Raw genomic sequence first — 25,459 nt, forward strand, 5'->3', positions numbered from 1 at the left:
CGCGTACAGATGGGGGCGACGCCCGCATCCGCGGCGCGGTCCGGGCCGGCACGGCGAACCGGCAGACGGCACAGGGGAGAAGAATCAGATGGTCTCAGGAACGGTGGGTACGGGCACGGCGTTGGGCGCGGTTCTGGTGTCCCTGCTGGCGGCCCCGGCCCAGGCCGTGACCCCGGCGGACACGGACGGTCCGGGTGCCCGGCCGGCCGCGGCGGTCGCTGCGGCGCCCGACGACGCGGGGCTGCGCGCCATCCTGCGCACGGCCCGCACACAGGGCGCTCCGGGAGCGATGGCGAGAATCGACGACAACGGCACGGTGCACCGGCTGGTCGAGGGACTCGCCGACCGGGCCACCCGGCGGACGATCAGCACGAACGACCGCTTCCGCGTCGGCAGCATCACCAAGACGTTCTCCGCCGTCGTCCTCCTCCAGCTGGTCGACGAGGGCAAACTGAAGCTCGACACGTCGGTCAACAGCTACCTGCCGGGGCTGCTGCCCGACAACCGCATCACCGTGCGGCACATCCTGAGCCACCGCAGCGGCCTGTACGACTACACGAACGACCTGTTCGCGCGGACCGTCCCCGGTTTCGAGGCCGTGCGCACCAAGGTGTTCAGCTACCGGGACCTGGTGAAGCTGTCCCTCAGGAAGGCGCGCACGAACGCGCCCGGCGCCGCCTACTCGTACTCGAACACCAACTTCGTCGTCGCCGGTCTGCTGATCGAGAAGCTCACCGGGCACGGTGTCGCCGCCGAGTACAAGAAGCGCATCTTCACGCCGCTGAGCCTGGCCGACACCGTCTATGTCCATCCCGACGCGACGATCCCGGGCCGCCACGCCAACGGCTACCTCACGCCCGACGCGGCCGGCGCGGCGCTCGTCGACTCCACCCGGCAGACCGCCTCCTGGGCGCAGAGCGCGGGCGCGATCATCTCCACCCCGCACGACCTGGACGTGTTCCTCTCCGCCCTGGCGCGCGGCAAGCTCATGTCCGCCGCGCAGCTCACCCAGATGAAGAAGTGGACACAGGTCAACAGCAACACGGCCTACGGCCTCGGGCTGCGCCGCCGTGACCTGTCGTGCGGGATCTCCGTGTACGGCCACACCGGCACCGTGCAGGGCTACTACTCGTACGCGTTCACCACGAAGGACGGCAAGCGCAGCCTCACCGCGCTCGCCAACACCTCCAACAACACCAAGGTGCTCAACACCATGTACCGCACCCTGGAGCCGGCGTTCTGCGGCAAGTCCGCCGCCGCGTCCGCGGTCCGCGGCGCCACGCGGTCCGGCGGACCCGCCACGGCTCCGCCGGAGCGGCACGAGGACATCGCGCCCGGCATCACCCGCGACTGAGCGCGGCGGAACCCTCCCCGGCCTCGTCCCGCCCCTGGCTGTTCGGCCGCCGGTGGGCGGGCTGGTCCGGGGCGGGGCGTGACCGTTGCGCCGGGATCGGCAGGCTGTGGGGTTTGTCGGCGTCGACGGTGAACGGCTCCCGGTAGTGGTGGATCTCCAGGGGCTCTCCGCTCGCGAGCGTGTACGTGGCGACGTCCTGGTGGATCTCCACGCGCAGCCGGCGGCCGAGGAGTTCCAGGGAGAACGCGAGACGGCTGAACCGCTCGGGCAGCCGGGGTGCGAACTCCAGGGTGTCGCCGTGGTGCCGCAGTCCGCCGAACCCGGCGACGAGCGCCATCCAGGTCCCCGCGAGCGACGCGATGTGCAGTCCGTCGCGGGTGTTGTGCTCCAGGTCCTCCAGATCCATCAGCGCGGCCTCGACCAGGTAGTCGTAGGCGAGCCCCGGGTGACCCGTCTCGGCGGCCATCACCGCCTGGCAGCAGGCGGACAAGGAGGAGTCCCGGACGGTGAGGGGCTCGTAGTAGGCGAAGTTGCGGGCCTTGTGCTCGTCGTCGAAGAACGGGCTGCACTTGTACATGGCGAGCACCAGGTCGGCCTGCTTGACGACCTGCTTGCGGTAGATGTCGAAGTACGGGAAGTGCAGCATCAGCGGGTACTGGTCGGGCCGCGTGGCGGCGAAGTCCCAGCGCTGGTAGCGGGTGAAGCCCGCGTTCTGCTCGTGGACACCGAGTTCGTCGTTGTACGGGATGTGCATCGCGTCGGCGGCGTCGCGCCAGGCCGCGCTCTCCTCCTCGTCCACGCCGAGTTCGGCGGCGCGCCGCGGGTGCCGCTCGACGACGTCCGCGGCGGCGAGGAGGTTCGCTCGGGCCATCAGGTTGGTGTACGTGTTGTCGTTCGCGACGGCGCTGTACTCGTCGGGGCCCGTCACCCCGTCGATGTGGAAGTGCCCCTGGTGGTCGTGGTGGCCCAGTGAGCGCCACAGCCGTGCCGTCTCGGCCAGCAGCTCGACGCCGGTCTCCCGCTCGAAGTCCGTGTCGCCGGTGGTGGCGGTGTAGCGGACGACGGCGTCGGCGATGTCGGCGTTCACGTGGAACGCTGCGGTGCCGGCCGGCCAGTACGCGGAGCCTTCCGGGCCCGCGATGGTCCGCCAGGGGAACGCGGCGCCCCGCAGGCCGAGTTGGGCCGCCCGCTCCCGTGCGGCGGACAGGGTGCTCTGGCGCCAGCGCAGTGCCTCGGCGACGGCGTCGGGCGAGGTGTAGGTGAGCAGCGGCAGCACGAACGTCTCGGTGTCCCAGAAGGCGTGGCCGTCGTACCCGGACCCGGTCAGGCCCTTCGCGGGGATGGCGCGCCGCTCGGCGCGGGCGCCCGCCTGCAGGACGTGGAAGAGGGCGAAGCGGACGGCCTGCTGGATCTCCTCGTCGCCGTCCACCTCCACGTCGGCGCGCGCCCAGAAGTCGTCCAGGTAGGCGCGCTGTTCGTCGACGAGTCCCTGCCATCCGCCGTGCTGGGCAGCGGCGAGGGCGGCGTCGACCTGGTCGCTCACGGCGGGCAGGGAGCGGTTGCCCGACCAGCCGTGCGCGACGAGCTTCTCGACGCGCAGGGTCTGGCCCGGTTCCAGGACGGAGGTGACCGTGAGGCGGGCGAGGTCGTCGCTGCTCTCGCTGGTCATGGTGGTGCGGTCGGGTCCCTTGACGGCGTGGTCGGCCGCCGCGGCGACGCGCAGGGCGCTGTGCCGGGTGCGGTGCACGAGCCGCAGCCTGCGGCCCGTGGCGAAGTGCTCCTCGGACTCCAGCGGCGACTCCAGGGCGACCGCGGCGCGCGGGTCCCCGGAGCGGCCGGGCAGCTGCTCGTTGGCCACCAGCTCGGACTGCACGACCACCCGGGTCCGGTCGTCGAGGGGTTCCACCTCGTAGGCGACGGCGGCGATCGCCCGCTGGGTGAAGGACACGAGCCGGGTGGAGCGCACCCGGACCGTGGAACCGGCCGGCGACGTCCACTCGCAGGTGCGGGTGAGCAGACCGCTGCGCAGGTCGAGGACCCGCTCGTGGGACCGCAGCTGTCCGTACCGCAGGTCGAACGGCTCGTCGTCCACGAGCAGGCGGATCAGCTTGCCGTTGGTGACGTTGATGACCGTCTGCCCGGACTCCGGGTAGCCGTAGCCCGCCTCGGCGTAGGGCAGCGGGTGCACTTCGTGGACGCCGTTGAGGTAGGACCCGGGCAGGCCGTGGGGTTCGCCCTCGTCGAGGTTGCCGCGCCAGCCGACGTGGCCGTTGGCGAGGGCGAACACGGACTCGCTCTGCGGCAGCAGCCGCAGGTGCAGGTCGCTCTCGCGCAGGGTCCAGGGCTCGACACCGTACGACGTGTGGGTGATCACGCCTCCTCCGTCAGCTCGGACAGGTCCTGTACGACGATGTCGGCGCCGTGGTCGCGCAGTGCGTCGCCCTGGCCGACCCGGTCGACACCGACGACGTACCCGAAGTGGCCCGAGCGGCCGGCGTCCATGCCGGCCAGCGCGTCCTCGAAGACGGCGGCGGCGGAGGGGTCGGTGCCGAGGTCGTGGGCCGCGGCCAGGAAGGTGTCCGGGCGCGGCTTGCCCGGCAGCCGTCGTTCGGCGGCCACGACACCGTCGATCCGTACGTCGAAGAGGTCCTCGGCGCCCACCGAGCGCAGGATGTCCTGGCAGTTGGCGCTGGAGGAGACGACCGCCGTGCGCAGACCGCGGGCCCGGACGGCCTCGACGTAGCGCAGTGTGCCGTCGTAGGCCTCGACGCCGTCGGTGCGGATCATGTCGAGCAGCAGCTCGTTCTTGCGGTTGCCCAGCCCGTGGACGGTGACGCGGTCCGGCGGGTCGTCCGGGGTGCCCTCGGGGATCTCGATGCCGCGCGAGGAGAGGAAGGTGCGCACGCCGTCGGCGCGCTGCAGCCCGTCCACGTACTCCGCGTAGTCGTGGTCCTTGTCGAAGGGCCGGAAGCCCTCTCCGTCGCGGTCGCGCAGGAAGTCGTCGAACGTCCGCTTCCAGGCGGCCGCGTGGACCACGGCGGTCTTGGTGATGACGCCGTCGAGGTCGAAGAGGCACGCCAGGATCTGTTTCGGCAGGCCGAGCTCAGTCATACCCACAGTGTTCCCCCGGTTGCCGGGTCCAGCGGGTGTCGAGCGCCACACGAGTCGGTGTCGGCTCCGCGGCGCGTGCGCGGCGGCCTCACGGAGTGTCGTCCGGGAACGAGTGGTGTTCGTGCGCGACGCTCCAACGCCCGCCCTCCTTGCGGAGTCCGACGGTCAGGCGCAGCCTCAAGTCGGGCTTCTTCGCGAACTCCTCCGGTGTGCCGCAGCGCAGCAGGGCGTGCGCGTACGCCACGTCGTCGCCGGCGACGACGTCGAGGGACTCGACGGTGAACGACGCCCCCTGGGCCTGCCAGGCGAAGAACGGGGGCCAGGTCTCCCGGTAGGCGTCGATGCCGCGGACGCCTTCGTAGGGCGGCGGCACGTCGTACATGACGATGTCCGGCGTGTGGTCGGCGAGGACGCCGTCGAGGTCGCCCTCGTGGACGGCGGCGGCCCAGCGTTCGACGAGGGCGCGGATCTGCTGTTCGTCCTGGTTCATGGTGCATCCCTGCCCCGTCCGGCACCGGACGTCCCCGGTCTCCCCCGAGGCCGATACTGGAGGGCATGGACATCGCCTCCCTCCGGCCCCTCGCGGGGCGCGCATGACCTTCGACGACCTGGTGGAGCGGGCCGCTTCGCTGGTACGGCCCGGCCGGCGCGCCCTCCTCGGCATCGCGGGCGGGCCCGGCTCGGGCAAGTCGACGCTGGCGGAACGGCTGGTCCGGGGGCTCGACGCGAGGGGGGCCTTCGGGGTCGCCCACGTGCCGATGGACGGGTTCCATCTCGCGGACGCCGAGCTGGACCGGCTCGGCCGGCGCGACCGCAAGGGCGCCCCGGACACCTTCGACGCGGCCGGGTACGCGGCGCTGCTGTGCCGGCTGCGCGCGGACGAGGAGGAGGGCCTCGTGTACGCGCCCGGATTCGAGCGCGTCCTCGAACAGCCCCTGGCCGGTGCCGTTCCGGTCCCCCGGTCCGCCCGGTTGATCGTCACCGAGGGGAACTACCTGCTGCTCCGGGACCGGGCCTGGGCCCGGGCGCGCGAGCAGCTCGACGAGGTGTGGTTCTGCGACCTGGAGGACGCCGAGCGCGTCCGGCGGCTGGTGGCGCGCCACGAGGAGTTCGGCAAGGACCACGACACGGCGGTGGCGTGGGTGCTCGGCCCCGATCAGCGCAACGCCGAACTGATCGCCGCGACACGGGACCGCGCGGACCTGATCGTGGACACCGGGGCCCTCGGACCGCCGCGCACGGAGGACGGGCCGGCGTCGCGGGCGCAGGAGGGTGGCGACGTCACCCGGTGACGGACTCCCCGAGGACACCGTCGGGCACGCGGCGTGCGGGCGGTCACGGCAGCGTCGTCCGGGACTCCAGGTCGGCCCGCGTGTCGTCTCCGTAGACGCCGGACTCGTCGCCGCGGATGCCGTACCAGAGCTGGAAGCGGGCCACCGCGTCGGCGAGCGGCGCGTCGAAGGTGCCGTCGGTGGCGCCGTCGTCGTACACGTTCGGGATCCGGAGCAGGCGTTGCTGGAGGGCCGTCACCTCCGGGCCGCTGTCGCCCTGTCGGAGCGTGCCCGCGCCGTCCGGGTCCTGCGCACCGGAGGAGGCACGGCCGACGGGTGCCGTCGGGGTCCGGGCGCCGGCGCCCGTCCGGGACGCGTCGTTCTGGTACGCGCCCGACAACAGGAGCGCGAGGGCGATCCCGGTCAGGGCCGCCGCGGCGACGCCGACCGCGAGCGCGGTGCGGCGTCGGGTCCGCGTCCGGATCCGGGTCGGTTTCCGTGCCGCCGGGACCGGTGTCAGTTCCTCTGTGTCGTCGTCGGAGGGCGGCAGGATGCGGCGGGTCGGCAGCGGGACCGACTCGTAGCCCTCGTCGGCGTCGCGTCCTTCGTCGTCCTCGCGCACCTGCCGGACGAGTTCCGCCAGGGCCTCGGTGCGGCGGCGACGCTGGATGTGGGTGGGTTCGATGGCGGAGCGGCCGGTGGATCGCCCGCGTTCGGGTGGTGGCGGCACACTGCTCCCCTTCCGTGCGCGTGGTCTGGGGCCGTCTGCGGGGAGTGATACGCGAGCGCGGCCCGCAGCGTTCAGGCCGCCGGAACCGTCCGCCACACCAAACGATCGATACGGTCAATTCGGTAAGAGTTGTTGAGCGTTTGAACGAAGGCGTGCTAGAAACCGCCGTCATGACGACTCGTTGGTCACGCCGTGGTTTTCTCGCCGCAAGCAGCGGCACCGCTCTCGCGCTCGGGGCGCACAGCGCCGCCGATGCCGCACCCGCCGCTCCCTCCGTGAGACCCGGTGCCGCGGCGACCGCCGAGGCCGCGGACGAGTTCGCGACGCTGCGCGCCAGGTGGCGCACACTGATCCTGGGCGAGGGGTTCAGCCCGACCGCCGAACCGTTCAAGAGCCGGCTCGCCGACCTCGGGACCACCGCGAGCGGTCTGCGGTCCACGATGGCACCGGCCACCGGCTCGCTCTGGCCCGACCTGGTCTACGCCGACCCGGACCCCGACACCGACCAGGAGTCCTACGGCTTCTCCGGCAACCTGAACACCAGCTACACCCGGCTCGCCACGCTCGCGCAGGCCTACTCCCAGCCGGGCACCGGGCTGACCGGCGACAGCGCCCTGCGCGACGCGATCGTCACCGGCCTCGACCACCTCCACGACGAGGTCTACAACGCGGCACAGACCCGCTACGGCAACTGGTACAGCTGGCAGATCGGCGCACCGCAGGCGCTGCTCGACGTGTGCGTGCTGATGTACGACCAGTTGTCCGCCGCGCGGATCAGCGGATACCTCGCCGCGGTCGACCACTTCGTGCCGGATTCCGCGGTCGCCGCGTACACGGGGACGAGCACCGGCGCCAACCGGGTCGACCTGTGCCGGGTGCTGGCCCTGCGCGGGGTCGTCGGCGCGAACGCCGCGAAGATCGCGCTGGCCCGGGACGCTCTCTCCCCCGTCTTCCCGTACGTGAGTTCCGGGGACGGGCTGTACACGGACGGTTCGTTCATCCAGCACACCACCGTCCCCTACACCGGGTCGTACGGGTCGGTGATGCTCGGCGGGCTCGGCATGCTGTTCGCGCTGCTGGCCGGATCCACGTGGGCGGTCACCGACGCGGGCCGGCAGATCGTCTTCGACGCGGTGGAGAAGGCGTGGGCGCCCTTCCTCTACAACGGCCTGGTGATGGACGGCGTCTCCGGCCGGGCCGTCAGCCGCGGGGTGTCCGCCTCGGACGCGCAGCACGTCCAGCAGGACGACCATCTGCGCGGCCACCCGATCCTCGCCTCGATCGTGCTGCTCGGGCAGGGCGCGAGCAGCACGGAGAACGCGCGCTGGCGCGGTCTGGTCAAGGGGTGGATGCAGCGCGACTACTACAGCCCGCCCCTGAGCAACCCCTCCCTGGGGCTGACAAGTCTGTCCCGGCTCAAGGGCGTTCAGGACGACACCTCGGTGTCGGCGATCGCCGAGCCGACCGGGCACCGCCTGTTCACCAACATGGCCCGCGCCACCCATCGCCGCCCCGGCTGGGCCGCGTCGATCAGCATGGCGGACCGCCGGATCACCTACTACGAGACGGGCAACGGCGAGAACCTGCGCGGCTGGCACACCGGTTCCGGAATGCTGTACTGGTGGGGCGACAGCTACGCCAACGGCCAGTACAGCGACGCCTTCTGGCCCACCGTGGACCCGTACCGGCTGCCCGGCGTCACGGCCTCCCGCAAGGCGCTCGCGGACGGGGCCGGCGGGGACTGGGGCGCGTCCCTGCCGGACGTGAACTGGGTGGGCGGCGCGACGGACGGGCAGCGGGCCGCGATCGGCCAGTACCTGAAGGGACTCCAGAGCACGCTGCTGGCGAAGAAGTCGTGGTTCTGCCTCGACGACGCGATCGTCTGCCTCGGCGCGGGCATCACCTGCACGGACGGTACGGCGGTGGAGTCGACGGTCGACAACCGCAACCTGGGGCCCACCGGCAGCTCCGCCTTCACCGTCAACGGCACCGTCAAGCCCGCCACTTACCCCTGGTCGGCGACGCTGTCCGGCACCTCGTGGGCGCACATCGCCGGCCACGGCGGTTACGTCTTCCCCGGTGGCGCCACGGTCAAGGCGGTGCGGGAGGCGCGGGACGGCAGGTGGAGCGACATCAACAAGGGCGGTTCCACGACCGTCGTGAACCGCAAGTACCTGACGATGTACGTGGATCACGGCACCGCTCCCTCGGCCGCCACCTACGCCTACACGCTCATGCCGGGCGCGTCCGTCGCGCAGACGCAGGCCAGGGCGGCCGCCACGACATGGCTGACCGTGCTCGCCAACACCGACGACCAGCAGGGCGTCAGCGTCCCTTCGCTGGGCTTCACCGGGGTGAACTTCTGGTTCGCGGGCACGGTGGGCACCCTCACGGCGAGCAAGCCGTGCTCGGTGATGATCAGCGAGAAGAGCGACGGCACCGCGGTCGTCTGCGTCAGCGACCCGATGCGCGCGCAGACCGGTCTCACCCTCACCTGGAACAGGGCGGTCGCCTCGGTGACGTCGAAGCCCTCGACCGTCACCTCGGCGACCACCGGGTCCGCGCTCACGCTCACCTTCGGCGACCTCGGCGCGACCGCGGGCGTCACCCAGAAGATCACGGTCAAGCTGGGCTGAGCGCAAGGAGCCCCGGGCCGCGCTCGGCGGACCCGGGGCTCCCTCGACGCTTTCTCAGGAGGCCGCCATCTCCGAGGGCCGCGTGTCCGGGGCTCCGGACGTCCCCTCCGGCGCCCGGAGCCTCGACGTCCCGACGGCCGTGAACGGCCGGCCGTCGAGCGTCCAGTGCCGGTCGGCTTCGCGGCCCAGCGAGGCGAACACCTGGGCGGCGACGTCGACATGGCGCACGACCGCGGGCGCCGCCCCGATGTCCGGGCCGGCGGCGATCACCCACGCGGCGCGTTCCTGCTCCGAACGGCCGCCGTGGCCACCGGCGTCGGCATGCCCATGGTCGGTCACGACGAGGACCGTCCAGTGTTCCCGGTCGTACGTGGGCCTGCCGCGCACCGCGTCCAGCAGCCGGCCGACCCGCGCGTCCGCCCGCCGCACCGACTCCTCGTACGCCTCACCGCAGCCCAGGTAGTGGGCCGTCTCGTCGGGTGCGCCCAGGTAGACGAAGGACGCGTCGATGGCGTCGCCCGCGTCGGCGAGGACGCGCGCCGCCTCGGCGGTGATCTGTTCGTCGCAGCGGTCCCAGGCCTCGGGGGTGTCCTCGGTCGGGGCGACGTGGACGCTCCTGGAGGGGGCGCGGAAGAGCGGGCCGCCGTCGCCCACCTGGAGGAGCGGCTGCCAGCCGGCCGCGACGAACGTGCGGCGGCCGTACTGCCGCGCCAGGCGGGTCGCGAAGTCCGGGAAGACGTCGAGCCGGTGGCCCGCGAAGTCGTTGCTCCACACCCCGTGCTTGTCGACGCCGACGCCGGTGACGACGGTCGCCCAGCAGGGGCCGGACATGGTGGGGGTGCGGTCGTCGACCTCGACGGGCGCGAGGAAACCCTCGGCGGCGAGGGTGTCCAGGTGGGGCGTGGGCAGCCGGCGCAGCGTGTCCAGGCGGACGCCGTCGATGCCGACGACGAGGACACGGCGGTCAGCGGGGGCGGACATGGAGCTCCCTCGGGGGTGGTCGGGGGGCGGGACGCGGATGCGGCCGTCGCCGTTCAGGCCGAGCGGGTCAGTTCGTCGGGGCCCACCCCGTACGTGAACGGCAGCCCTTGGGCGTAGCGCTGCACCTCGTCGACGGCCCAGTCGGTCATGCGGCCCAGCTCGTTGCCGAGGGAGCCCGCGATGTGCGGGGTGAGCAGCACGTTGGGCAGGCTGTAGAGCGGGGACGAGGCGGGCAGCACCTCGGGTTCCGTCACGTCGAGGACGGCGCGCAGGCGTCCGGCGACGAGACACTCGGTGAGCGCCTCGGTGTCGACGAGCGAGCCGCGCGCGGTGTTGACGAGGGTCGCGCCGTCCCGCATCAGGCCGAGCCTCCTGGCGTCGAACATGTGCCGGGTCTCGGGGAGTTGGGGCGCGTGGATGCTCACCACGTGGCTGCGCCGGACCAGGTCGTCCAGCTCGACGGGCTCGACTCCGAGGGCCCTGGCGTCGGCCGGATCCACGTAGGGGTCGTGCAGCAGCACGTTCAGGTCGAAGGGGCGCAGCAGGTCGATGACGCGTCGGCCGACGCGGGAGGCGCCGACGATGCCGACGGTGCGGCGGTGGTTGCCGTAGCCGGTGAAGTACGGGAGCAGTGCGGGCTGTTCGCGGGAGGTGGCGTAGTCGTGGGCGATGTCGAGGACGCGTTTGTTCGCGAACAGGATGGCGGCCAGCGTGAACTCGGCGACCGGCACCGCGTTCGCGTCGGCGGCGGAGGACACGGTGATGCCCTGCTTCCAGACCGACGCGGTGACATGGTGCTTGACGGAGCCGGCAGCGTGGACGACGGCCCGCAGCCGCGGCATGCGGGCGAGCGCGTCGTCGGTGAGCAACGGGGCGCCCCAGTGGGTGAACAGGACCTCCACCGCGGCCAGTTCGGCGGGGTCCACGGCGTCGAAGTCGGTGATGGGAGCGGTCGCGTCGAGGGTGGCGATCCGGGCCAGACGGTCCAGTGCGCCCTCGGCGACGAGCGAGCGGTGGATCTCGGGTCCCATGGCGAGGGCGGTCCGCGGGCTGCGGGCCGCGGCCGGCAGGTCCGAACCGTCCGGGAGGGTGCCTTCCGGTGCGAGCATGGTCACTTCACCGCGCCCGCGGTCAGGCCCGAGCGCCAGAAGCGCTGGAGGCAGACGAAAGCGACGATCAGCGGGACGACGGCGACGAGCGAGCCGGTGATCACCAGCGAGTAGTACTCGGGCTGTTGCTGCGTGACGCTGTTCCACATGAACAGGCCGAGGTTGACGGGGTAGAGCTTCTCGTCGTTCAGCATGACGAGAGCGCCGAAGAAGTTGTTCCAGCTCGCGGTGAACGAGAACAGGAAGATCGTCATGAAGGCGGGGGCGAGCATCGGCAGCGCGATCCCGGCGAAGGTGCGCACCTCTCCCGCGCCGTCGACGCGAGCGGCCTCCAGGACCTCGTTCGGGACGTACCCCTCGGAGAAGACGCGGGCCAGATAGACCCCGAAGGGGTTCACCAGCGCGGGGAGCAGCAGGGCCCAGTAGGTGTTGACGACGCCGACCTTCGTGGCGAGCAGGTACATCGGGAGCTGGATCACGGTGGTGGGGACGAGGACGCCGGCGAGGACCGCCGCGAACAGCTTCTCCTTGCCCTTGAAGTCGTACTTGTCGAAGGCGTAGCCGGTGGCGACGGACAGGAACGTCGAGGCCCCCGAGCCGATGACCGAGTACAGGACGCTGTTGCCGAACCAGCGCAGGTAGATGCCGTCGTTGAAGGTGAAGACGTGATGCAGGTTGGTGAACAGGTTGAAGTCGCCGAGGGCGAAGCCGGAGGTGCCGAAGAGGTCCCGGGGGTTCTTCGTGGCCGCCAGCAGCAGCCAGCTCACCGGCATCAGGGTGTAGAAGGCCGCGACGATCAGCAGGCCGTTGACCACGCCCTTGGACAGCAGCGCGCCGGGTGAGGTGCGGCGCCGGCGTTCGGATGCGGCCGCGGGCTCGGGGTCGGTCCGGGGGCGGGCCGGGCTCGTGGTGTGCGTGAGGGTGCTCATGAGGCGGCCTTCCACCGGTTGCCGAGCCGGGTGACGATGTACGAGAGGATCACGCCGAGGAGGGCCAGCAACAGGGACGCGGCGGCGGCGAGTCCGTAGTCGTGCTGCACGAAACCGGCCTTCCAGATGAACAGGGTCGGTGACCACTCGGTGTCGACGGAGGGCGCTCCGCGCTGGTTGAGCAGCTTGGGCTCGGTGAAGATCTGGATGGCGCCGACGCAGGTGAACAGGACGGTCATGACGACCGCGGAGGCGATCAGCGGGACCTTGATCTGCAGGGCGGTGCGGAGGGCGCCGGCGCCGTCCACGACGGCCGCCTCGATCGTCTCGCGCGGCACGGCCTGCAGCGCGGCGTAGAAGATGACCGTGTTGTAGCCGATCCACTGCCAGGCGCACAGGTTGACCATGGAGGAGAGCACATGGTCGTTGCTGTAGAAGTCCCACGATCCGCCGAGGGCGCCGATCCCGTCGAGCACGGGGCTGAGTCCCGGGGTGTACAGGTAGATCCAGATGATCGAGGCGATCAGTCCGGGGATCGCGTGCGGCAGGAACAGGGCGAGCTGGAAGAACCGTTTGGCGCGGGCCATCGCGGAGTCGACCAGCAGCGCGAGGACGAGTGAGCCGCCGATCATCACCGGGATGTACAGGGCGCAGTAGAGCGCGATGTGCGCGAAGGAGGCGCGGAACCCGGTGTCGGACAGGGCCTTGGTGTAGTTGCCGAGCCCGGAGAAGACGCGTTCGGTGCCGCCGAAGCCGAGTCCCGAGGAGCGTTCCTGGAAGAGGCTCATCCACACGGCGTAGCCGATGGGTGCCGCCATGACCGCGGCGAACAGGACGAAGAACGGGGTGACGAAGAGGGCCGCCGCCCGGCGCTGGCCGCGCCGGAGCTTCGAGGGGCCCGGGGGTTTCGCCGGGGAGGTGTGCCGGGCCTTCACGGCCGGGGCGAGAGGTGCTGCCACGGTGGGGCTCCTTGGCGGGCTGGACGCTTCGGGGGGAGTGCGGGAGGGCGGGCGAGGACCGGGTCCGGCCGGGACGCGGGACGCGAACGGCCGGACCCGTCAAGTCACTTGGCGAGCTTCAGGCCGCGCTCGGTGATCCCCGCCTCGGCCTTCTTCTGGCCTGCCTCGATGCCGCCGGCGAAACCGGACTTGGCCGTGGCGTCCTGGACGGCGGTGTAGACGTCGAGCTGGTTCGGTCCCCAGGTCCAGCCGGGGACGATCGCGTCCACCTGCTCGGAGGCGAGCTGGTAGAGGTCCTGGCCGTTCAGGTAGGCGGTGTCGAACTTGGCCGCGGCCACCGCGCGCATCGCGGGGTCGGCCGGCACGGCGCTGCTGGGGGACTCCAGGTCGGCGAGCCGGGCCTCGACGCCGGCCTTGTCCGTGGTGAGCCACTTGATGAACTCGGCTGCCTGCTCGGGGTGTTCACTGCCCTTGAGGACGCCGTAGGAGGTGCCGCCGTAGTTGCCGGTGGCGGGGGTGCCCCAGTTCGGCATGGGGGCGGCGGCCCACTTGCCGGAGAGGTCCGGCATGGCGGTCTTCAGACCTCCCGCCGACCAGGAGGCACCGAGGAAGGAGAGCGTCTTCCCGGCCGTACGGGCCTTGGTCTCCTCGGGGCTGTACGCGGTGTACGACTGGACGAGGCCGTCCTGGAGGAGGCCGTCCCAGTACGCCGCGACCTTCCTGCTGGGCGCGTCGTTCACGGCGGGCTTCCAGGCGTCGCCCTCGGTGGTGAACCACTTGCCGCCGGCCTGCCAGGCGAGGGCCGCGAGGAGCGCCGAGTCGGACTTGGGCATGGAGGCGAGCCGGACGTTCTTGTCCTGCTTCTTCACCTTGGCCGCCGCGGTCTTGAAGTCGGCCCAGGTCTTGGGGACGTCGATGCCGTACTTCTTGAACAGGTCGGTCCGGTAGTAGTAGAGCTGCGGCGCGACGTCGTAGGGGACGGTCCAGGTTCTGCCGCCGAAGGTGACCAGGCTCTGCACGGCGTCGGGGAACTTCGACTTGACCGTTTCACCGGCGTACTTGGTCAGATCGATCAGGTTTCCCTGGCTCGCGAACTCCGGGACCATCTGGTACTCGATGGTCGCCACGTCGGGCGCGTTGCCGCCCTTCACCGCGTTGGACATCTTGCTGTATCCCTCGGTGCCGCTGGGGATCTCGGTCAGCTTGACCTGGATGTCCTTGTGCGTCTTGTTGAACGCCTCGACGGTCGACTTGGCCCCGAGCGTCCAGGTCCAGTAGGTCAGGGTGACCGGCTTGCCGTCCGACGCGGCGGTGGAACCGCCGTCGTCGCCGCCGCACGCGGTGGCGAGCAGGCCGAGGGCGGCGACGGTGGCGGTGGCGGCTATACGGAACGAACGTGAAGTGCGCGACATTGCACGGCTCCTACGAGACCTCGTACGGGAAGAGGCGGATGCAGGACATCATTTGTGCGCACACGATCAGAGTCAAGAGCGTTCGACCAAGACAATCAAAACGATCGCCGAACGATCAGCTCTCGGTCGGCATGCCGCCGCAGGACGAGCGGACCCTCAACTCGGGGAGAAGTTCGAGGTGTTGCCGGGGCGCCGGGCGCTGACCGCCCGCGCGTTCGGCGAGCCGCTGGAGCAGCAGCCCGGCGGCCAGCTCCCCCACCGACCGCTTCGGCGGCGCGATGGCCGTGAGCGGGACGTCCGCGAGACCGGCGACCTCGTCGTCGTAGGCGATCAGCGCGAGGTCTCCGGGCACGGCGATGCCGCGCGCCTGGAGCTTGGGCACCAGCACGATGGCGTCCTCGTCGCTGTGCACCAGCGCCGCGGTGACACCGCGCCGCTCCACCGCCTCCACGAGGTAGTCGATGCTCGCCTCGTAGTCCCCGTGTTCACGGACCGACGGCGCTCCCGCGTCGACATCGAGACCCAGGGAGGTCACGGCGGCCAGGAAACCGGAGGAGATCTGCGCCGCGTGCGGGCCCTCCTGGAGGACCGCGGTGATCCGCCGGTGCCCCAGGGACGCGAAGTGCCCCACGGCCACGGCGGCGCCGTGCGCCCGGTCGGTGCGGACCCGGTCGAGACCGGCCGCGGGGTTCCCGGCGGGCGCGGACCGCTCGACCAGGACGGCCGGCACCGGGCAGTCCAGGAGCCACTTCTCCTGGCCGTCCACAGGGACGCCGCCGAACCAGCTGGGCGCGACGAGGAGCCCCTCAGCACCGCCCGCCACCAGGTGTTCCGCCTGGACGGCGTCCTCGGAGTCGACATACCCGGTCATCCCGAGGACGAGCCGGCCGCCCTGGGCCCCGACGGCCTCGCGGGCCCCGCGGACGATGTCGGCGAAGATGTAGTTGGTGGTCGGCACGATCATTCCGATCACCGTGCCCTCGGCGGACACCGGACGCGGCCGCTCCTCAGCCGCGGTGTCCCCCGTCCACACCACCGCCCCGTGCAGCCGCTGCACCCGGCCCTGCGCCGCCAGGGTCTCCACGTCGCGCCGCAAGGTCACGGCGGAGACGCCGAGTTCGTTCGCGAGGTCGGCGACCCGGAGACTGCCGCGCTCCCGGACGAGTGCGAGCACCCGCTCATGACGCTGGTCGACGTGCAGTCGCATGGCTCCCCCTGGGGCAAGGCCGGACGGACGATCTACGGGCGAGCGCGGAGCGTGATCCCGTGAGGTCACTGTACGCCCACCATCGTATCGATCGCTTTCGCTCAATACGATCGATCACTGCGTGCGCACCCATCCGCGGGCGGACGCGGACGTCCACCGCTCACCGGTGGACGCGGCCGCCGCCCACCGGTGGGCGGCGCATCCCGGCACGGTCGCGCGGCGACGGCCGAGTTGACGGAAGGTTGACCAACCCCACGGAAGGTTGACCAATTCCCTGGAGATCGCTGACGCATGCATCAATATCGTCGGCCGCATGCCCCCACAACCTCCGAGAACACCCGCGCTCCCGGTCCTCCCCTACCGGAAACCCACGCGCGACAGGGACTACTGGGTCTTCGACGACGTCCTGCCCGACCCCGACGCCGTACGGTCCCGGTGCGTCGCCAAGGACGACTGGGTCAAGGGCCATCCGTACACGTCGGAGAGCTGGCCCGGGCTGCGCACCATGCCCGGCCTGGAGCCGGCCGAACTGGGGCGCGTGGAACGGCTCGTGAAGAAGGCGACCGGCGCCCGTGAGCTGTGGCAGCAGGCGACACCCTCCGGTGCCACCCTCAACCACAACTGCGTCCAGGTCGTCGGCAAGGACGAGGGGGAGCCGCGCCCGCACACCGACTCCCGTGCCCTGTGCCGGTACGCCGCGGTGCTCTATCTGAACCCGAACGTCCCCAAGGACTGCGGGACGAGCTTCTTCCGGCAGAACCTGCCCGGCGGACGGCTGGGCGGCAACGTCGTCGCGGCGCCGCACAACAACCTGGTCGAGGCGCTCGGGACCCGGTTCGTCGCCCCGGACTCCTTCGTCGAGGACATCCGTGTGCCGCACCGCTACAACCGGCTGCTCCTCTACAACGCCAACCTGATGCACACCGCCACCGACTACTGCGGGACCACCATGGAGGACAAGCGGATGACCGCCGTCTTCTTCTGGATGGCGTGAACGCGGGGTGCTCCCCGGCAGAGCGGCCCGGCCCGGACGGTCCGGGCCGTCGTCCGCGCTCCGCGCCGTCCGGAACGGACAGCGGATGGGGCAGGGCCGTCCAGCAGCCGGTGCAGGCCGGACATTTCCGCGCTACGACTGGGTTACGTCGTGCTCAAGTCCTGGTGGCCGAGCGGTGATCTGGTCATGATGGGCATATGACCTTGGCCTCCAGAGCCATGACGCGACTGGCCGTATGGCCCGACCTCGCGGAGACCCGGCCCAGCTGCGGCACGGGACGGGCGCTGGGCGCGGCCCGCTGCGAGATCCTCCACTTCCACTCCGACCAGGACGTGGACCTGCACCTCACCGACCGGGCGATCCGCCGGTACGAGGACCACCTCAAGGACACGACGGCCGTCCGCATGGTGCCCGGCTCCCGCTGGGTGACCATCCACCTGGAGGTCGACTCCGACATCGACCTGCTGCTCACCCTCGTGAGCGTCGCCCTGCAGGCTCACATGAACGGCCACCTCACGGGCGACGACACCCTGTCGGCCGCCTGCAACGACCACTGACGTCCCGGCAGGGCACTCAGTTCCCTCCCTCATGGGTACCGAGTGCCACGGTGTCCGGTTCGGTGCTAGTTTCCGACCATGAACGACGCACCTGGGCCCGCCGTTTGCGCCGACCCGTCCGCCGTCCGCCCCCCGATGCGGGACGCCCTGGTCGGGGCCGCCTTCCAGCTCTTCCTGGAGCGGGGCTACGAGGGGACCACCGTCGACGACATCGTGGCGCTCGCCGGCGTCGGACGCCGGTCGTTCTTCCGCTACTTCCCCTCCAAGGAGGACGTGGTCTTCCCCGACCACGAACGCTGCCTGGCCGACATGAAGGCGTTCCTGGACGAGGGGGACGACACCGCCGACGACCCGGTGCGGCGGGTCTGCGACGCCGCACGGCTCGTGCTGCGCATGTACGCGGAGAACCCGACGTTCTCCGTCCAGCGCTACCGCCTCACCAAGAAGGTCCCGGGACTGCGCGCCTACGAACTGTCGGTCGTCTGGCGCTACGAGCGCGCCCTCGCCGAGTACCTCCGCGGTCGCTCCGCGGGACGGCCCGGCGGCACGCTGCATGCCGACGTGGTCGCGGCCGCCGTGGTCGCCGCGCACAACAACGGCCTGCGGTCGTGGTTGCGTTCGGACGGCAAGGGCGACGCCGAGGCCGCCGTCGACCAGGCGCTCGGGTACGTGCAGGAGACGTTCGGCGGGTCGCCGGGAGCAGCCGTCGCCGAGGCGCCGGAGGACGTGGTCGTGGTGGTCTCCCGGCGCGGGGCGCCGCTGTGGCGCGTGGTGCAGGAGATCGAGTCGGCGTTCGGGCGGGACTGACCCTCTCCGTATCCTCACATCCTGAGGGTACGGAGTGCCTTTACGGGTGACACTCAGTGCCATACGCTGTCGGTGTGCACGGCGCGCCGCGCACCTCAGATTCCGGCCGAGCGCAGGGAGTTGACCTCGTGTACCACCCAGGAAGCGCCCTCCCCCCGGGCCTCGGCCACGCGACCGACGTGCTGGACGTCGCCGCCGACGAACACCCCGGAGACCGTCTCCTCTTCCAGCGGTGCCGCTGGTGCGCCACCGCCATGTACAGCCGCCTGATCTGCCCCGTGTGCGCGGGCAGTGAGCTGCGGACGGAGGCGAGCGCGGGCATGGGCATCGTGCGGCACTCCACCGTGATCCACCGCAACACCCCGGCGGCGCGCAACGTCTCCCTCATCGAGATGACGGAGGGGTTCACCGTCCGCGGCCGCGTGATGGGCTCGCCCGCGACGATCCACAGCGGTGACCGGGTCCAGCTCTCCACCGCCCAGGACCCGGTGCGCCGTCAGCCGGTCTTCCAGCTCGTCGACGGCCCGTTCAGCGCCTGGAGTTGAGCCGGGCGGCGCCACGCTCACACGCTGAGGGGGATCCCGGTCCGGGGCCCCCCTCGGCGTGCTCGGTTCACGGAGTGGGCGTGATCCGGAGGCCGACCGTTCCGCTCTCGCCGCGGCGCAGGCGGCTGCCGAACAGGGTCAGCCGGCCCATCAGTCCGTACTTGCGGGCGATGAGCTTCCGGTAGCGGGCGGTGTCCTCCGCGCCGACGATCTCCGCCGTGGCGGGGACCGGCTCTCCGGTGGGCCTGCCGCGGACGTCGCAGGGGCCGACCAGTACGTCGGCGCGGTTGCGGATCCGCTTCACCTTCCAGCTGTCGGTGGTCGTCCACGCGCCGAGCGCGGGCCCGTCCCGCACCACCCAGACCGGCGTGGCGACACCGGTGCCGTTCTTGCGGTAACTGGTGATCAGCAGGTACTTGCCCGAGCCCAGGGTGTCCAGCGAGACCTCGTCCATGGCGGCAGTGTAGGCGCGTACCACCGCCCGGCACCCGGTGGCACGGTGCTGTCCTAGGACAACTGGCCGTCGTAGTCCGGCAGCTTGAAGGTGCGCTCGGCGTGGCCGCCCACCAGGTCCGTCGTGTTGTTGCCGACGTTGGCGACGATCGTGTAGCCGAGGGACTCGATGTGGGCTCGCTTGCCGGTCTTGTAGGCGCTCACCTCGTCGAAGAGGTCGGGCAGGTCACGGACGTAGAGGCCGTCCACCGGGTAGCCGACGCTCCGCAGGTTCCATTTCGTCTCCGAGGCGATGATGCCGGGGCGCGCGGTGACGAAGAAGACGGCGACACCGCGGGAGTGCGCGTACCGGGCGAGCTCCAGGGACGCCTTCACCGCCGGGGTGGGGAGCTGGTACCAGGGGTGGAAGTCGGTCTCCAGCGTGGTGTTGTCGATGTCGAAGACGAGCGCGAGCTTCTGTCCGCCCGCGTTCGCGGTGCGCTGGGCGATGTACGGCGTCGCCTGGTCGACGACCCCCTGGACGTCACGCTGCCAGGTGGCGTAGTCGACGTCGGCCGTCGCCGTCGTGCTCGCGACCGCGCTCACCGGTGCCGGTGCCGCCGCGGCGGACCCTGCCGCCGTGACCGTCCCTCCGATGCCCAGCGCCACGACCGCCGACACCGCGCCCAGCCGGCGTCCCACACCGCGTCCCGTCATGCCAGTCCCCTTTTCACGTCTCACGACTCAGGTCTCAGGTCTGTCTGTGGAGTGCGCGCACAGCGCTGCGGCGACGGAGTCCGCCCGTCGCCGCGGCTGACATGATCCTGGCAGCGCGTGTACGGAGAGGGAAGAGACAGTTACTGATCGGTAGAGAAACGTGGGGGCGTCCCGGTGGCCCCCGGTGCGGTGGCAGACGTCCGCGTCCCGTGTGAGCCTGAGCTCGCGGCGGGGCAACAGCGGAGAGAGGGCTGCTCGGATGCACGCACCGAACATCGTCATCGTCGGCGGCGGTTTCGCCGGGGTCGAGGCCGCCCGCGGTCTGGAGCGGACGCTCGCCCAGGGCGAGGCGCGGATCACCCTGGTCAGCCCCACGGACTACCAGCTGTATCTGCCTCTCCTGCCCCATGTCGCCGCCGGAGTCCTGACGCCGCAGTCCGTCGCCCCCTCGCTGCGCCGGATCCTGCGCCGCACCGCGCTGGTGCCGGGCGGGGTGATCGGCGTCGACACGCAGGCCAAGGTGTGCGTCATCCGCAAGATCACCGGAGATCTGGTCGATCTGCCCTACGACTATCTGGTGCTGACTCCGGGCAGCGTGACCCGCACCTTCGACATCCCCGGCCTCGCCGACGAGGCGCGCGGCATGAAGACGCTCTCCCAGGCGGTGTACCTCCGCGACCACGTGATCGCCCAGCTCGACCTGGCGGCGGCCACCACCGACGACACCGAGCAGGCGGCGCGGCTCCAGTTCGTGGTGGTCGGCGGCGGATACGCGGGCACCGAGACGGCGGCCTGTCTGCAGCGGCTGACCACGGCGGCCGCGAAGCGCTATCACCCCCGCATCGACCCCCGTCTCATCAAGTGGCACCTCGTGGACGTCGCGCCGAAGCTGCTGCCGGAACTAGGCGACAAGCTGGGTGCGAGCGCGATGCGGATGCTGAGCGACCGGGGCCTGCACATCTCGCTGGGGACGACCGTCGCCTCCGTCACCCAGGACGAGATCACCCTCACCGACGGACGGGTGCTCCCCTCGCGGACGCTCGTGTGGACGGCCGGTGTGGCGGCGAGCCCGCTGGTGGACTCGCTGGGCGCGGAGACCGTGCGCGGCAGGATCGTCACCGAGCCCGACTTCAGGGTGCCGGGGCTGGACGGGGTGTTCGCTCTCGGCGACGCGGCGGCGGTGCCCGACCTGGCCAAGGGCGACGGCTCCCCGTGTCCGCCCACCGCGCAGCACGCGGCCCGGCAGGGCCGGCACGCGGCCAAGGTCCTGGCGGCGAAGCTGCGCGGGGAGCCCACCCTGCCCTACCGGCACAAGGACCTCGGCCTGGTCGTCGACCTCGGCGGCCACGACGCCGTCTCCAAGCCGCTCGGCATCGGCCTCAAGGGTGTGCCCGCGCAGGTCGTGGCCCGCGGCTACCACCTGTACGCGCTGCCCACCGGGTCGGCCCGGTTCCGTACGAGCGCCAACTGGCTGCTCAACGCCGTCGCGGGCGACGACTTCGTGCGTACCGGCTTCCTCGCGGGCCGAAAGGGCACCCTGCGGGACTTCGAGCGTACGGACGTGTACCTGACGCCGGAGGAAGTGACCGCCCGGACGCGCGCCCACTCGTAGCGGCGCACCGCGTTCTCGCCTCCGCCCGCGCATCACTTCCCCTTCACGGTGGCGGTGAACGCGCGGGCGGAGGCGCACGTATGAGGGGAGGGCTCTCGACCGGAGCTCCCGGCGGCTGTGACGCCGCCTCCGCTCGGCTTCGGGAGCCCCTGCATGAGGCACGCACGACGACGGATCGTCCGACGGGGGGCGCGGTTCGCGGCTGTCGGCGGCCTGCTCTGCGGAGGCCTGATGGTGACGCACGCGATGGCGAGCGAACCGTCCGACTCGTCGCGTGCCACGGGGAGTTCGGTGCGTTCGGCCGTCACGACGGGGGCAGGGCTGGTGTCCCGGCTGGGCACCGCGCGCACCGCCGGGACGTGGGTCGCCGACGACGGCCGCCCCGTCGTCGCGGTCACCGACGCGGACGCGGCGGCCGAGGTCAAGCGGGCCGGTGCACGCCCGAAGGTCGTCCCGCACAGCATGAGTGACCTCACGTCGGCGACGCGGGAGCTGAGTTCGGCGCCGCGGGTGCCGGGTACCGCGTGGGCGGTGGACTACACGAAGAACGAGGTCGTCGTGCAGGCGGACAGCACCGTCTCGGCGTCGGACTGGTCGCGGATGACGAAGCTGGCCGACGGCATCGGGGACGAGGTGCGGATGCGGCGCACCCAGGGCACGTTCACCACGCGGGTGAACGGCGCCTCGGCGATCTTCTCCACGGGAGGGCGTTGCTCGGCGGGCTTCAACGTCACCAACGCGAGCGGTGAGTTCATCCTGACGGCCGGGCACTGCGGTCCGGCCGGTTCCGTGTGGTTCGCCGACAACTCCGCGCGCCGGCAGGTGGGCCGGACCGTCACGACGGCCTTTCCCGGCAGCGACTTCTCCCTCGTGCAGTACGACGCCGGGCAGGCGCCCGCCACGGGGAGCAACATCGTCGCGATCGGCGGCGGCAACGGCGTGCGGATCAACGGCGCCGCCGATCCGGCGGTCGGCCAGCGGGTCTTCCGCAGCGGCAGCACCAGCGGTCTGCGCGACGGGAAGGTGACCGCGCTCGGCGCGACGGTCAACTACCCGGAGGGGACGGTGACCGGGCTGATCGAGACCACGGTGTGTGCCGAACCGGGCGACAGCGGCGGCCCGTTGTTCTCCGAGGGCATCGCGCTCGGGGTGACCTCGGGCGGCAACGGCGACTGCACGAGCGGCGGTACGACGTTCTTCCAGCCGGTGACGAAGGCGCTCACGGCGCTGGGAGTGCAGCTCGCCGGGCAGGCACAGGGTGCCGGCGGTACGGCGGCGACCTCGTCGTCAGCGCCGTCGGCGCAGGCTTCGGCGGCCCCGCAGGGCGCGGCCGGGGCGCCGGGGTCCGCGGCACCCGGCGCGGTGGAGGCGGTGGGTGGTACGGGGACGGCGCAGACGTTCGTGTCACGGATCACGGACCCGCGGAACGTCGGCCCGGGCCTGCTCGTGATCGCGGGAAGCATCATCGCGCTGGTGGCGACGCGCTTCGTCCGGTCCGAGCAGGACCGCAAGGCCTATCGGAGGCAGTATTCCCAGAGTTGGGGGTGAGTCAGGCGGCCTGTGTGGCCGAGGGCGAGTCGGCTTGTGCCCACTCGAGCACGAGCCGCTGGTACTCCCGCCGCTCTTCCATGCTCAGTGTCCCGCCCGCCCGGAACCACAGGGCCCTGATCTCCTCGTTGACCTGGTCGGCAGAGCGCCGGGTCTCGGTGTCAGGAGTGGTGGACATGGTGTGAAGCATACGGTCCTTGCCGTGAAGACGATGTGAGTAAAGGTACACCGGACGACATTACGGACCGTGAAGCTCATCACTCAGGTGCCGGGCTTGCGTCCATACACGTAGACGTCGTCGCCGTTCTTCAGCAGCGACCAGTACTTCTTGGCCGTGGTGGAGGTCATGTTGACGCAGCCGTGCGAGCCGGGCGGGTTCCACATGCTGACCCCCACGGAGTGGAAGGCCTGGCCGCCGTCGAAGAACTGGCTGTAGGGCATGGCCACGTGGTAGATGCTCGACACGTGGTCGATGTGCCGCCAGTAGATCTTCTTCAGGCCGGTGCGGGTCTCGTAGCCGTTGCGCCCGGTGCGGACCGGGACCGGGCCGTAGACCAGGCGGCTGCCGTCCTGGATCCAGCTGATCTGCAGGGTGAGGTTCACACAGGCGATCCGGCCCTTGTTCACCGGGCACTTGCCGTCCTTGTTGGGCTTGTTGCCCACGGCCTTCTGCTTGTTCATGAGATCCATCACGCCCCAGGTGACGGGTCCCGCGTAGCCGATGTTCGGGGTGATGCCGTGCTTGGTCTGGAAGGCCTTGATCGCCTTGCAGTCGGCGCTCGACTGCCGGCCGTCGACCGGACGCCCGAGGAACTTCTCCACCTGCTTCTGGTTCGGGCCGGCGGATGTGGTGCAGCTCGCGGCCTGTGCGGGCGTGGCGCCCAGGGCGAGGGTGAGCGGTGCGACCAGTCCGGTGATCCCGAGCGCGACGGCTCCTCGTCTGCGTATGTCCCCCATGGCGGGCCTTCCGTGTCGTGTCCATCGTGTTGTCTGCCTGCCTAGACAGCTCTCGACGGCATTTCGTTGTGCGGCGACGCGAGCCGGGACCGAACGGTGACATTCCTCGCCGATCGGCGTCGCCCGGTACCGGTCCAGTTCCCGCGGATTGGACCGAGGACCGGGCGGGGTGACGCGCCTACGCTGCGCTCATGCATCCCGCTCTCGCCGAGGACCTCGCGCGTTTCCCCGAACTCCTCCAGGCCGCCCGTGACGTCGCCGCCCGTGAGGTGAGCGGTGTGGACGGCCGCCCGGTCGCCCATCCCGGCGGCGCGCCCGGCCCCGAGCCGCTGCCCGTCGAGGGTGAGGGTGCGAAGGGTGCCCTCGCCCGGTTCGCGGGCCGGTGGGCACCGGGGTTCTCCGGTTCCGCCGGGCCGCGCTACCTCGGCTTCGTCACGGGCGGCGCGACCCCCGCCTCCCTCACGGGGGACTGGCTGACCGGCGTCTTCGACCAGAACGTGTCCGGCAGCGCCGGTTCCGTCGCGAGCGCCCTGGAACACGAGACGCTCGGGTGGCTGCGCGAGCTGTTCGGGCTGGGCGAGGAGCACCGCGGGGCGTTCGTGAGCGGGGCGACGGTCTCCAACACGGTGGGGCTGGCCGTCGCGCGGGAGTGGCTCGGCGAGCGCCGGGGGGTGTCCGTCGAGCGTGAGGGCGCGGCGGCGCTGGGCCCCGTGACCGTGCTGTCGGGCAGTCCGCACTCCAGCGTCTCCAAGGCGCTGTCCGTGCTCGGCCTCGGCCGGGACAGCCTGTGTCCGGTGCCGCTGCTGCCCGGCAACCGCGAGGCCGTGGACGTCGCCGCGCTGGACGCCGCGCTCGGCGCGGTCGACGGACCGGCCGTCGTCGTGGCGAACGCGGGAACGGTGAACACCGTCGACTTCGACGACCTGCGGGCGATCGCCGCGCTCCGGGAGCGTCACGACTTCTGGCTGCACGTCGACGCCGCGTTCGGCGGCTTCGCCGCCCTGTCCCCCGCGTACGCCCCGCTGGTCGCGGGGCTGGACGCGGCCGACTCCGTCTGCGTCGACCTGCACAAGTGGCTGAACGTCCCCTATGACGCGGCCGTGCAGTTCACCCGCCGCCAGGATCTCCAGGTGCGGGTCTTCCACAACGCCTCGCCGTACCTCGGACTCCCCACCGGCGAACCGGACTTCCTGCACCTGACGCCGGAGAACTCCCGTCGGCTGCGGGCGCTCCCGGCCTGGTTCTCGCTGGCGGCGTACGGCCGGTCGGGGCATCGCGAGATCGTCGAGCGGAACGTGACGCTCGCCCGGCGTCTCGGTGAACGCATCGCCGGCGTGCCGGGACTGCGCCTTCTCGCGCCGGTCCGCCTGAACGTCGTCTGCTTCACGCTCGCCGACGATCCGAGCGAGCGGCGGGTGCGCGAGCTGGCCGCCGCGATCGCCGAGTCGGGCGAGGCGTTCGTGACCCCGACGTTCTACGCGGGGACGCACGGGCTGCGGGCGGCCTTCAGTAACTGGCGTACGACGGAGGAGGACACGGACCGGGTGTTCGAGGCACTCGTGCGCGTCGGCGCGGAAGCGCGCTCCTGAGA

24 protein-coding genes are annotated in these 25,459 nt (G+C 71.5%); 10 read left to right on the forward strand and 14 right to left on the reverse strand.

Annotation, left to right across the window (positions count from 1 at the left end):
- The first annotated feature begins 88 nt into the window (after positions 1 to 88).
- Positions 89 to 1,354, forward strand: coding sequence for a serine hydrolase domain-containing protein (locus OG406_RS06320; protein ID WP_329184585.1), 1,266 nt, complete (start codon positions 89 to 91; stop codon positions 1,352 to 1,354).
- Here OG406_RS06320 and OG406_RS06325 read toward each other — a convergent pair.
- The 3 genes from OG406_RS06325 to OG406_RS06335 form a co-directional block, all read right to left on the reverse strand.
- A complete protein-coding gene (locus OG406_RS06325) occupies positions 1,341 to 3,728 on the reverse strand; it encodes a glycoside hydrolase family 65 protein (RefSeq protein WP_329184587.1) in 2,388 nt (795 codons plus the stop codon). The two genes, OG406_RS06320 and OG406_RS06325, sit on opposite strands and share 14 nt — an antisense overlap.
- Positions 3,725 to 4,465 carry a beta-phosphoglucomutase family hydrolase gene (locus OG406_RS06330; RefSeq protein ID WP_329184589.1) on the reverse strand — a complete coding sequence of 247 codons (741 nt, stop codon included), beginning with the start codon at positions 4,463 to 4,465 and terminating at the stop codon, positions 3,725 to 3,727. Before OG406_RS06330 ends, OG406_RS06325 begins: the two co-directional genes overlap by 4 nt.
- Positions 4,466 to 4,553: 88 nt before the next feature.
- Entirely contained in the window at positions 4,554 to 4,955 is a 402-nt protein-coding gene (locus OG406_RS06335) for a YybH family protein (RefSeq protein WP_329184590.1), read from the reverse strand.
- Between the two features lie 103 nt (positions 4,956 to 5,058).
- Between OG406_RS06335 and OG406_RS06340 the strand changes: the two genes are divergently transcribed.
- Positions 5,059 to 5,757 (forward strand): nucleoside/nucleotide kinase family protein, encoded by a 699-nt coding sequence (locus OG406_RS06340; protein WP_164372170.1) that lies wholly within the window; start codon positions 5,059 to 5,061, stop codon positions 5,755 to 5,757.
- 43 nt (positions 5,758 to 5,800) lie between these two features.
- Here the strand turns inward: OG406_RS06340 and OG406_RS06345 are convergent, their stop codons facing one another.
- Positions 5,801 to 6,466 carry a peptidoglycan-binding domain-containing protein gene (locus OG406_RS06345; protein WP_329184594.1) on the reverse strand — a complete coding sequence of 222 codons (666 nt, stop codon included), beginning with the start codon at positions 6,464 to 6,466 and terminating at the stop codon, positions 5,801 to 5,803.
- A gap of 170 nt (positions 6,467 to 6,636) precedes the next feature.
- Here OG406_RS06345 and OG406_RS06350 point away from each other — a divergent pair, with 170 nt between their 5' ends.
- Positions 6,637 to 9,102, forward strand: coding sequence for a polysaccharide lyase 8 family protein (locus tag OG406_RS06350; RefSeq protein WP_266617919.1), 2,466 nt, complete (start codon positions 6,637 to 6,639; stop codon positions 9,100 to 9,102).
- Between the two features lie 54 nt (positions 9,103 to 9,156).
- Here the strand turns inward: OG406_RS06350 and OG406_RS06355 are convergent, their stop codons facing one another.
- The 6 genes from OG406_RS06355 to OG406_RS06380 form a co-directional block, all read right to left on the reverse strand.
- Positions 9,157 to 10,083: an alkaline phosphatase family protein gene (locus OG406_RS06355; protein WP_443067055.1), complete on the reverse strand. Its 927-nt coding sequence runs from the start codon at positions 10,081 to 10,083 to the stop codon at positions 9,157 to 9,159.
- Positions 10,084 to 10,136: 53 nt separating this feature from the next.
- On the reverse strand, positions 10,137 to 11,192 hold the full coding sequence (locus OG406_RS06360; RefSeq protein ID WP_266850868.1) for a hydroxyacid dehydrogenase: 1,056 nt from the start codon (positions 11,190 to 11,192) through the stop codon (positions 10,137 to 10,139).
- A gap of 2 nt (positions 11,193 to 11,194) precedes the next feature.
- Positions 11,195 to 12,121, reverse strand: coding sequence for a carbohydrate ABC transporter permease (locus OG406_RS06365; RefSeq protein WP_329184598.1), 927 nt, complete (start codon positions 12,119 to 12,121; stop codon positions 11,195 to 11,197).
- Entirely contained in the window at positions 12,118 to 13,080 is a 963-nt protein-coding gene (locus tag OG406_RS06370) for a carbohydrate ABC transporter permease (protein ID WP_329184600.1), read from the reverse strand. Before OG406_RS06370 ends, OG406_RS06365 begins: the two co-directional genes overlap by 4 nt.
- 104 nt (positions 13,081 to 13,184) lie before the next feature.
- A complete protein-coding gene (locus OG406_RS06375; protein ID WP_329184603.1) occupies positions 13,185 to 14,492 on the reverse strand; it encodes an ABC transporter substrate-binding protein in 1,308 nt (435 codons plus the stop codon).
- A 115-nt stretch (positions 14,493 to 14,607) separates the two neighbouring features.
- Positions 14,608 to 15,699 (reverse strand): substrate-binding domain-containing protein, encoded by a 1,092-nt coding sequence (locus tag OG406_RS06380; RefSeq protein WP_329184605.1) that lies wholly within the window; start codon positions 15,697 to 15,699, stop codon positions 14,608 to 14,610.
- Positions 15,700 to 16,012: 313 nt separating this feature from the next.
- Here OG406_RS06380 and OG406_RS06385 point away from each other — a divergent pair, with 313 nt between their 5' ends.
- From OG406_RS06385 to OG406_RS06400, 4 genes are all read left to right on the forward strand, one after another.
- Positions 16,013 to 16,693, forward strand: coding sequence for a DUF6445 family protein (locus tag OG406_RS06385; protein WP_327408230.1), 681 nt, complete (start codon positions 16,013 to 16,015; stop codon positions 16,691 to 16,693).
- 197 nt (positions 16,694 to 16,890) lie between these two features.
- The gene (locus OG406_RS06390) at positions 16,891 to 17,250 is read left to right on the forward strand and encodes a luciferase domain-containing protein (protein WP_164372162.1); all 360 of its coding nucleotides are present in this window, start codon (positions 16,891 to 16,893) and stop codon (positions 17,248 to 17,250) included.
- Positions 17,251 to 17,385: 135 nt separating this feature from the next.
- Entirely contained in the window at positions 17,386 to 18,057 is a 672-nt protein-coding gene (locus OG406_RS06395) for a TetR family transcriptional regulator (protein WP_164372339.1), read from the forward strand.
- A gap of 128 nt (positions 18,058 to 18,185) precedes the next feature.
- Complete coding sequence (locus OG406_RS06400) at positions 18,186 to 18,602, forward strand: Zn-ribbon domain-containing OB-fold protein (RefSeq protein ID WP_382752805.1); 417 nt, start codon at positions 18,186 to 18,188, stop codon at positions 18,600 to 18,602.
- A gap of 67 nt (positions 18,603 to 18,669) precedes the next feature.
- On the opposite strand, the gene OG406_RS06405 is transcribed toward OG406_RS06400, so the two are convergent.
- Both OG406_RS06405 and OG406_RS06410 read right to left on the reverse strand, forming a co-directional pair.
- Complete coding sequence (locus tag OG406_RS06405; protein ID WP_164372160.1) at positions 18,670 to 19,056, reverse strand: PPOX class F420-dependent oxidoreductase; 387 nt, start codon at positions 19,054 to 19,056, stop codon at positions 18,670 to 18,672.
- Between the two features lie 53 nt (positions 19,057 to 19,109).
- Positions 19,110 to 19,751 carry an HAD family acid phosphatase gene (locus OG406_RS06410; RefSeq protein ID WP_266617906.1) on the reverse strand — a complete coding sequence of 214 codons (642 nt, stop codon included), beginning with the start codon at positions 19,749 to 19,751 and terminating at the stop codon, positions 19,110 to 19,112.
- Positions 19,752 to 20,010: 259 nt separating this feature from the next.
- Between OG406_RS06410 and OG406_RS06415 the strand changes: the two genes are divergently transcribed.
- Together OG406_RS06415 and OG406_RS06420 are read left to right on the forward strand one after the other, a co-directional pair.
- Positions 20,011 to 21,363 (forward strand): NAD(P)/FAD-dependent oxidoreductase, encoded by a 1,353-nt coding sequence (locus OG406_RS06415; protein ID WP_164372158.1) that lies wholly within the window; start codon positions 20,011 to 20,013, stop codon positions 21,361 to 21,363.
- A gap of 153 nt (positions 21,364 to 21,516) precedes the next feature.
- On the forward strand, positions 21,517 to 22,911 hold the full coding sequence (locus tag OG406_RS06420) for a S1 family peptidase (protein WP_164372157.1): 1,395 nt from the start codon (positions 21,517 to 21,519) through the stop codon (positions 22,909 to 22,911).
- A 1-nt stretch (position 22,912) separates the two neighbouring features.
- On the opposite strand, the gene OG406_RS06425 is transcribed toward OG406_RS06420, so the two are convergent.
- Positions 22,913 to 23,101 carry a hypothetical protein gene (locus OG406_RS06425; protein WP_081220706.1) on the reverse strand — a complete coding sequence of 63 codons (189 nt, stop codon included), beginning with the start codon at positions 23,099 to 23,101 and terminating at the stop codon, positions 22,913 to 22,915.
- Between the two features lie 71 nt (positions 23,102 to 23,172).
- Entirely contained in the window at positions 23,173 to 23,868 is a 696-nt protein-coding gene (locus OG406_RS06430; RefSeq protein WP_266617901.1) for a L,D-transpeptidase family protein, read from the reverse strand.
- Between the two features lie 191 nt (positions 23,869 to 24,059).
- On the opposite strand from OG406_RS06430, the gene OG406_RS06435 reads away from it, so the two are divergent.
- Positions 24,060 to 25,457: a pyridoxal phosphate-dependent decarboxylase family protein gene (locus OG406_RS06435; RefSeq protein ID WP_329184613.1), complete on the forward strand. Its 1,398-nt coding sequence runs from the start codon at positions 24,060 to 24,062 to the stop codon at positions 25,455 to 25,457.
- The last annotated feature ends 2 nt before the right edge of the window (positions 25,458 to 25,459 follow it).

Source organism: Streptomyces sp. NBC_01428 (assembly GCF_036231965.1).
GTDB lineage: Bacteria > Actinomycetota > Actinomycetes > Streptomycetales > Streptomycetaceae > Streptomyces.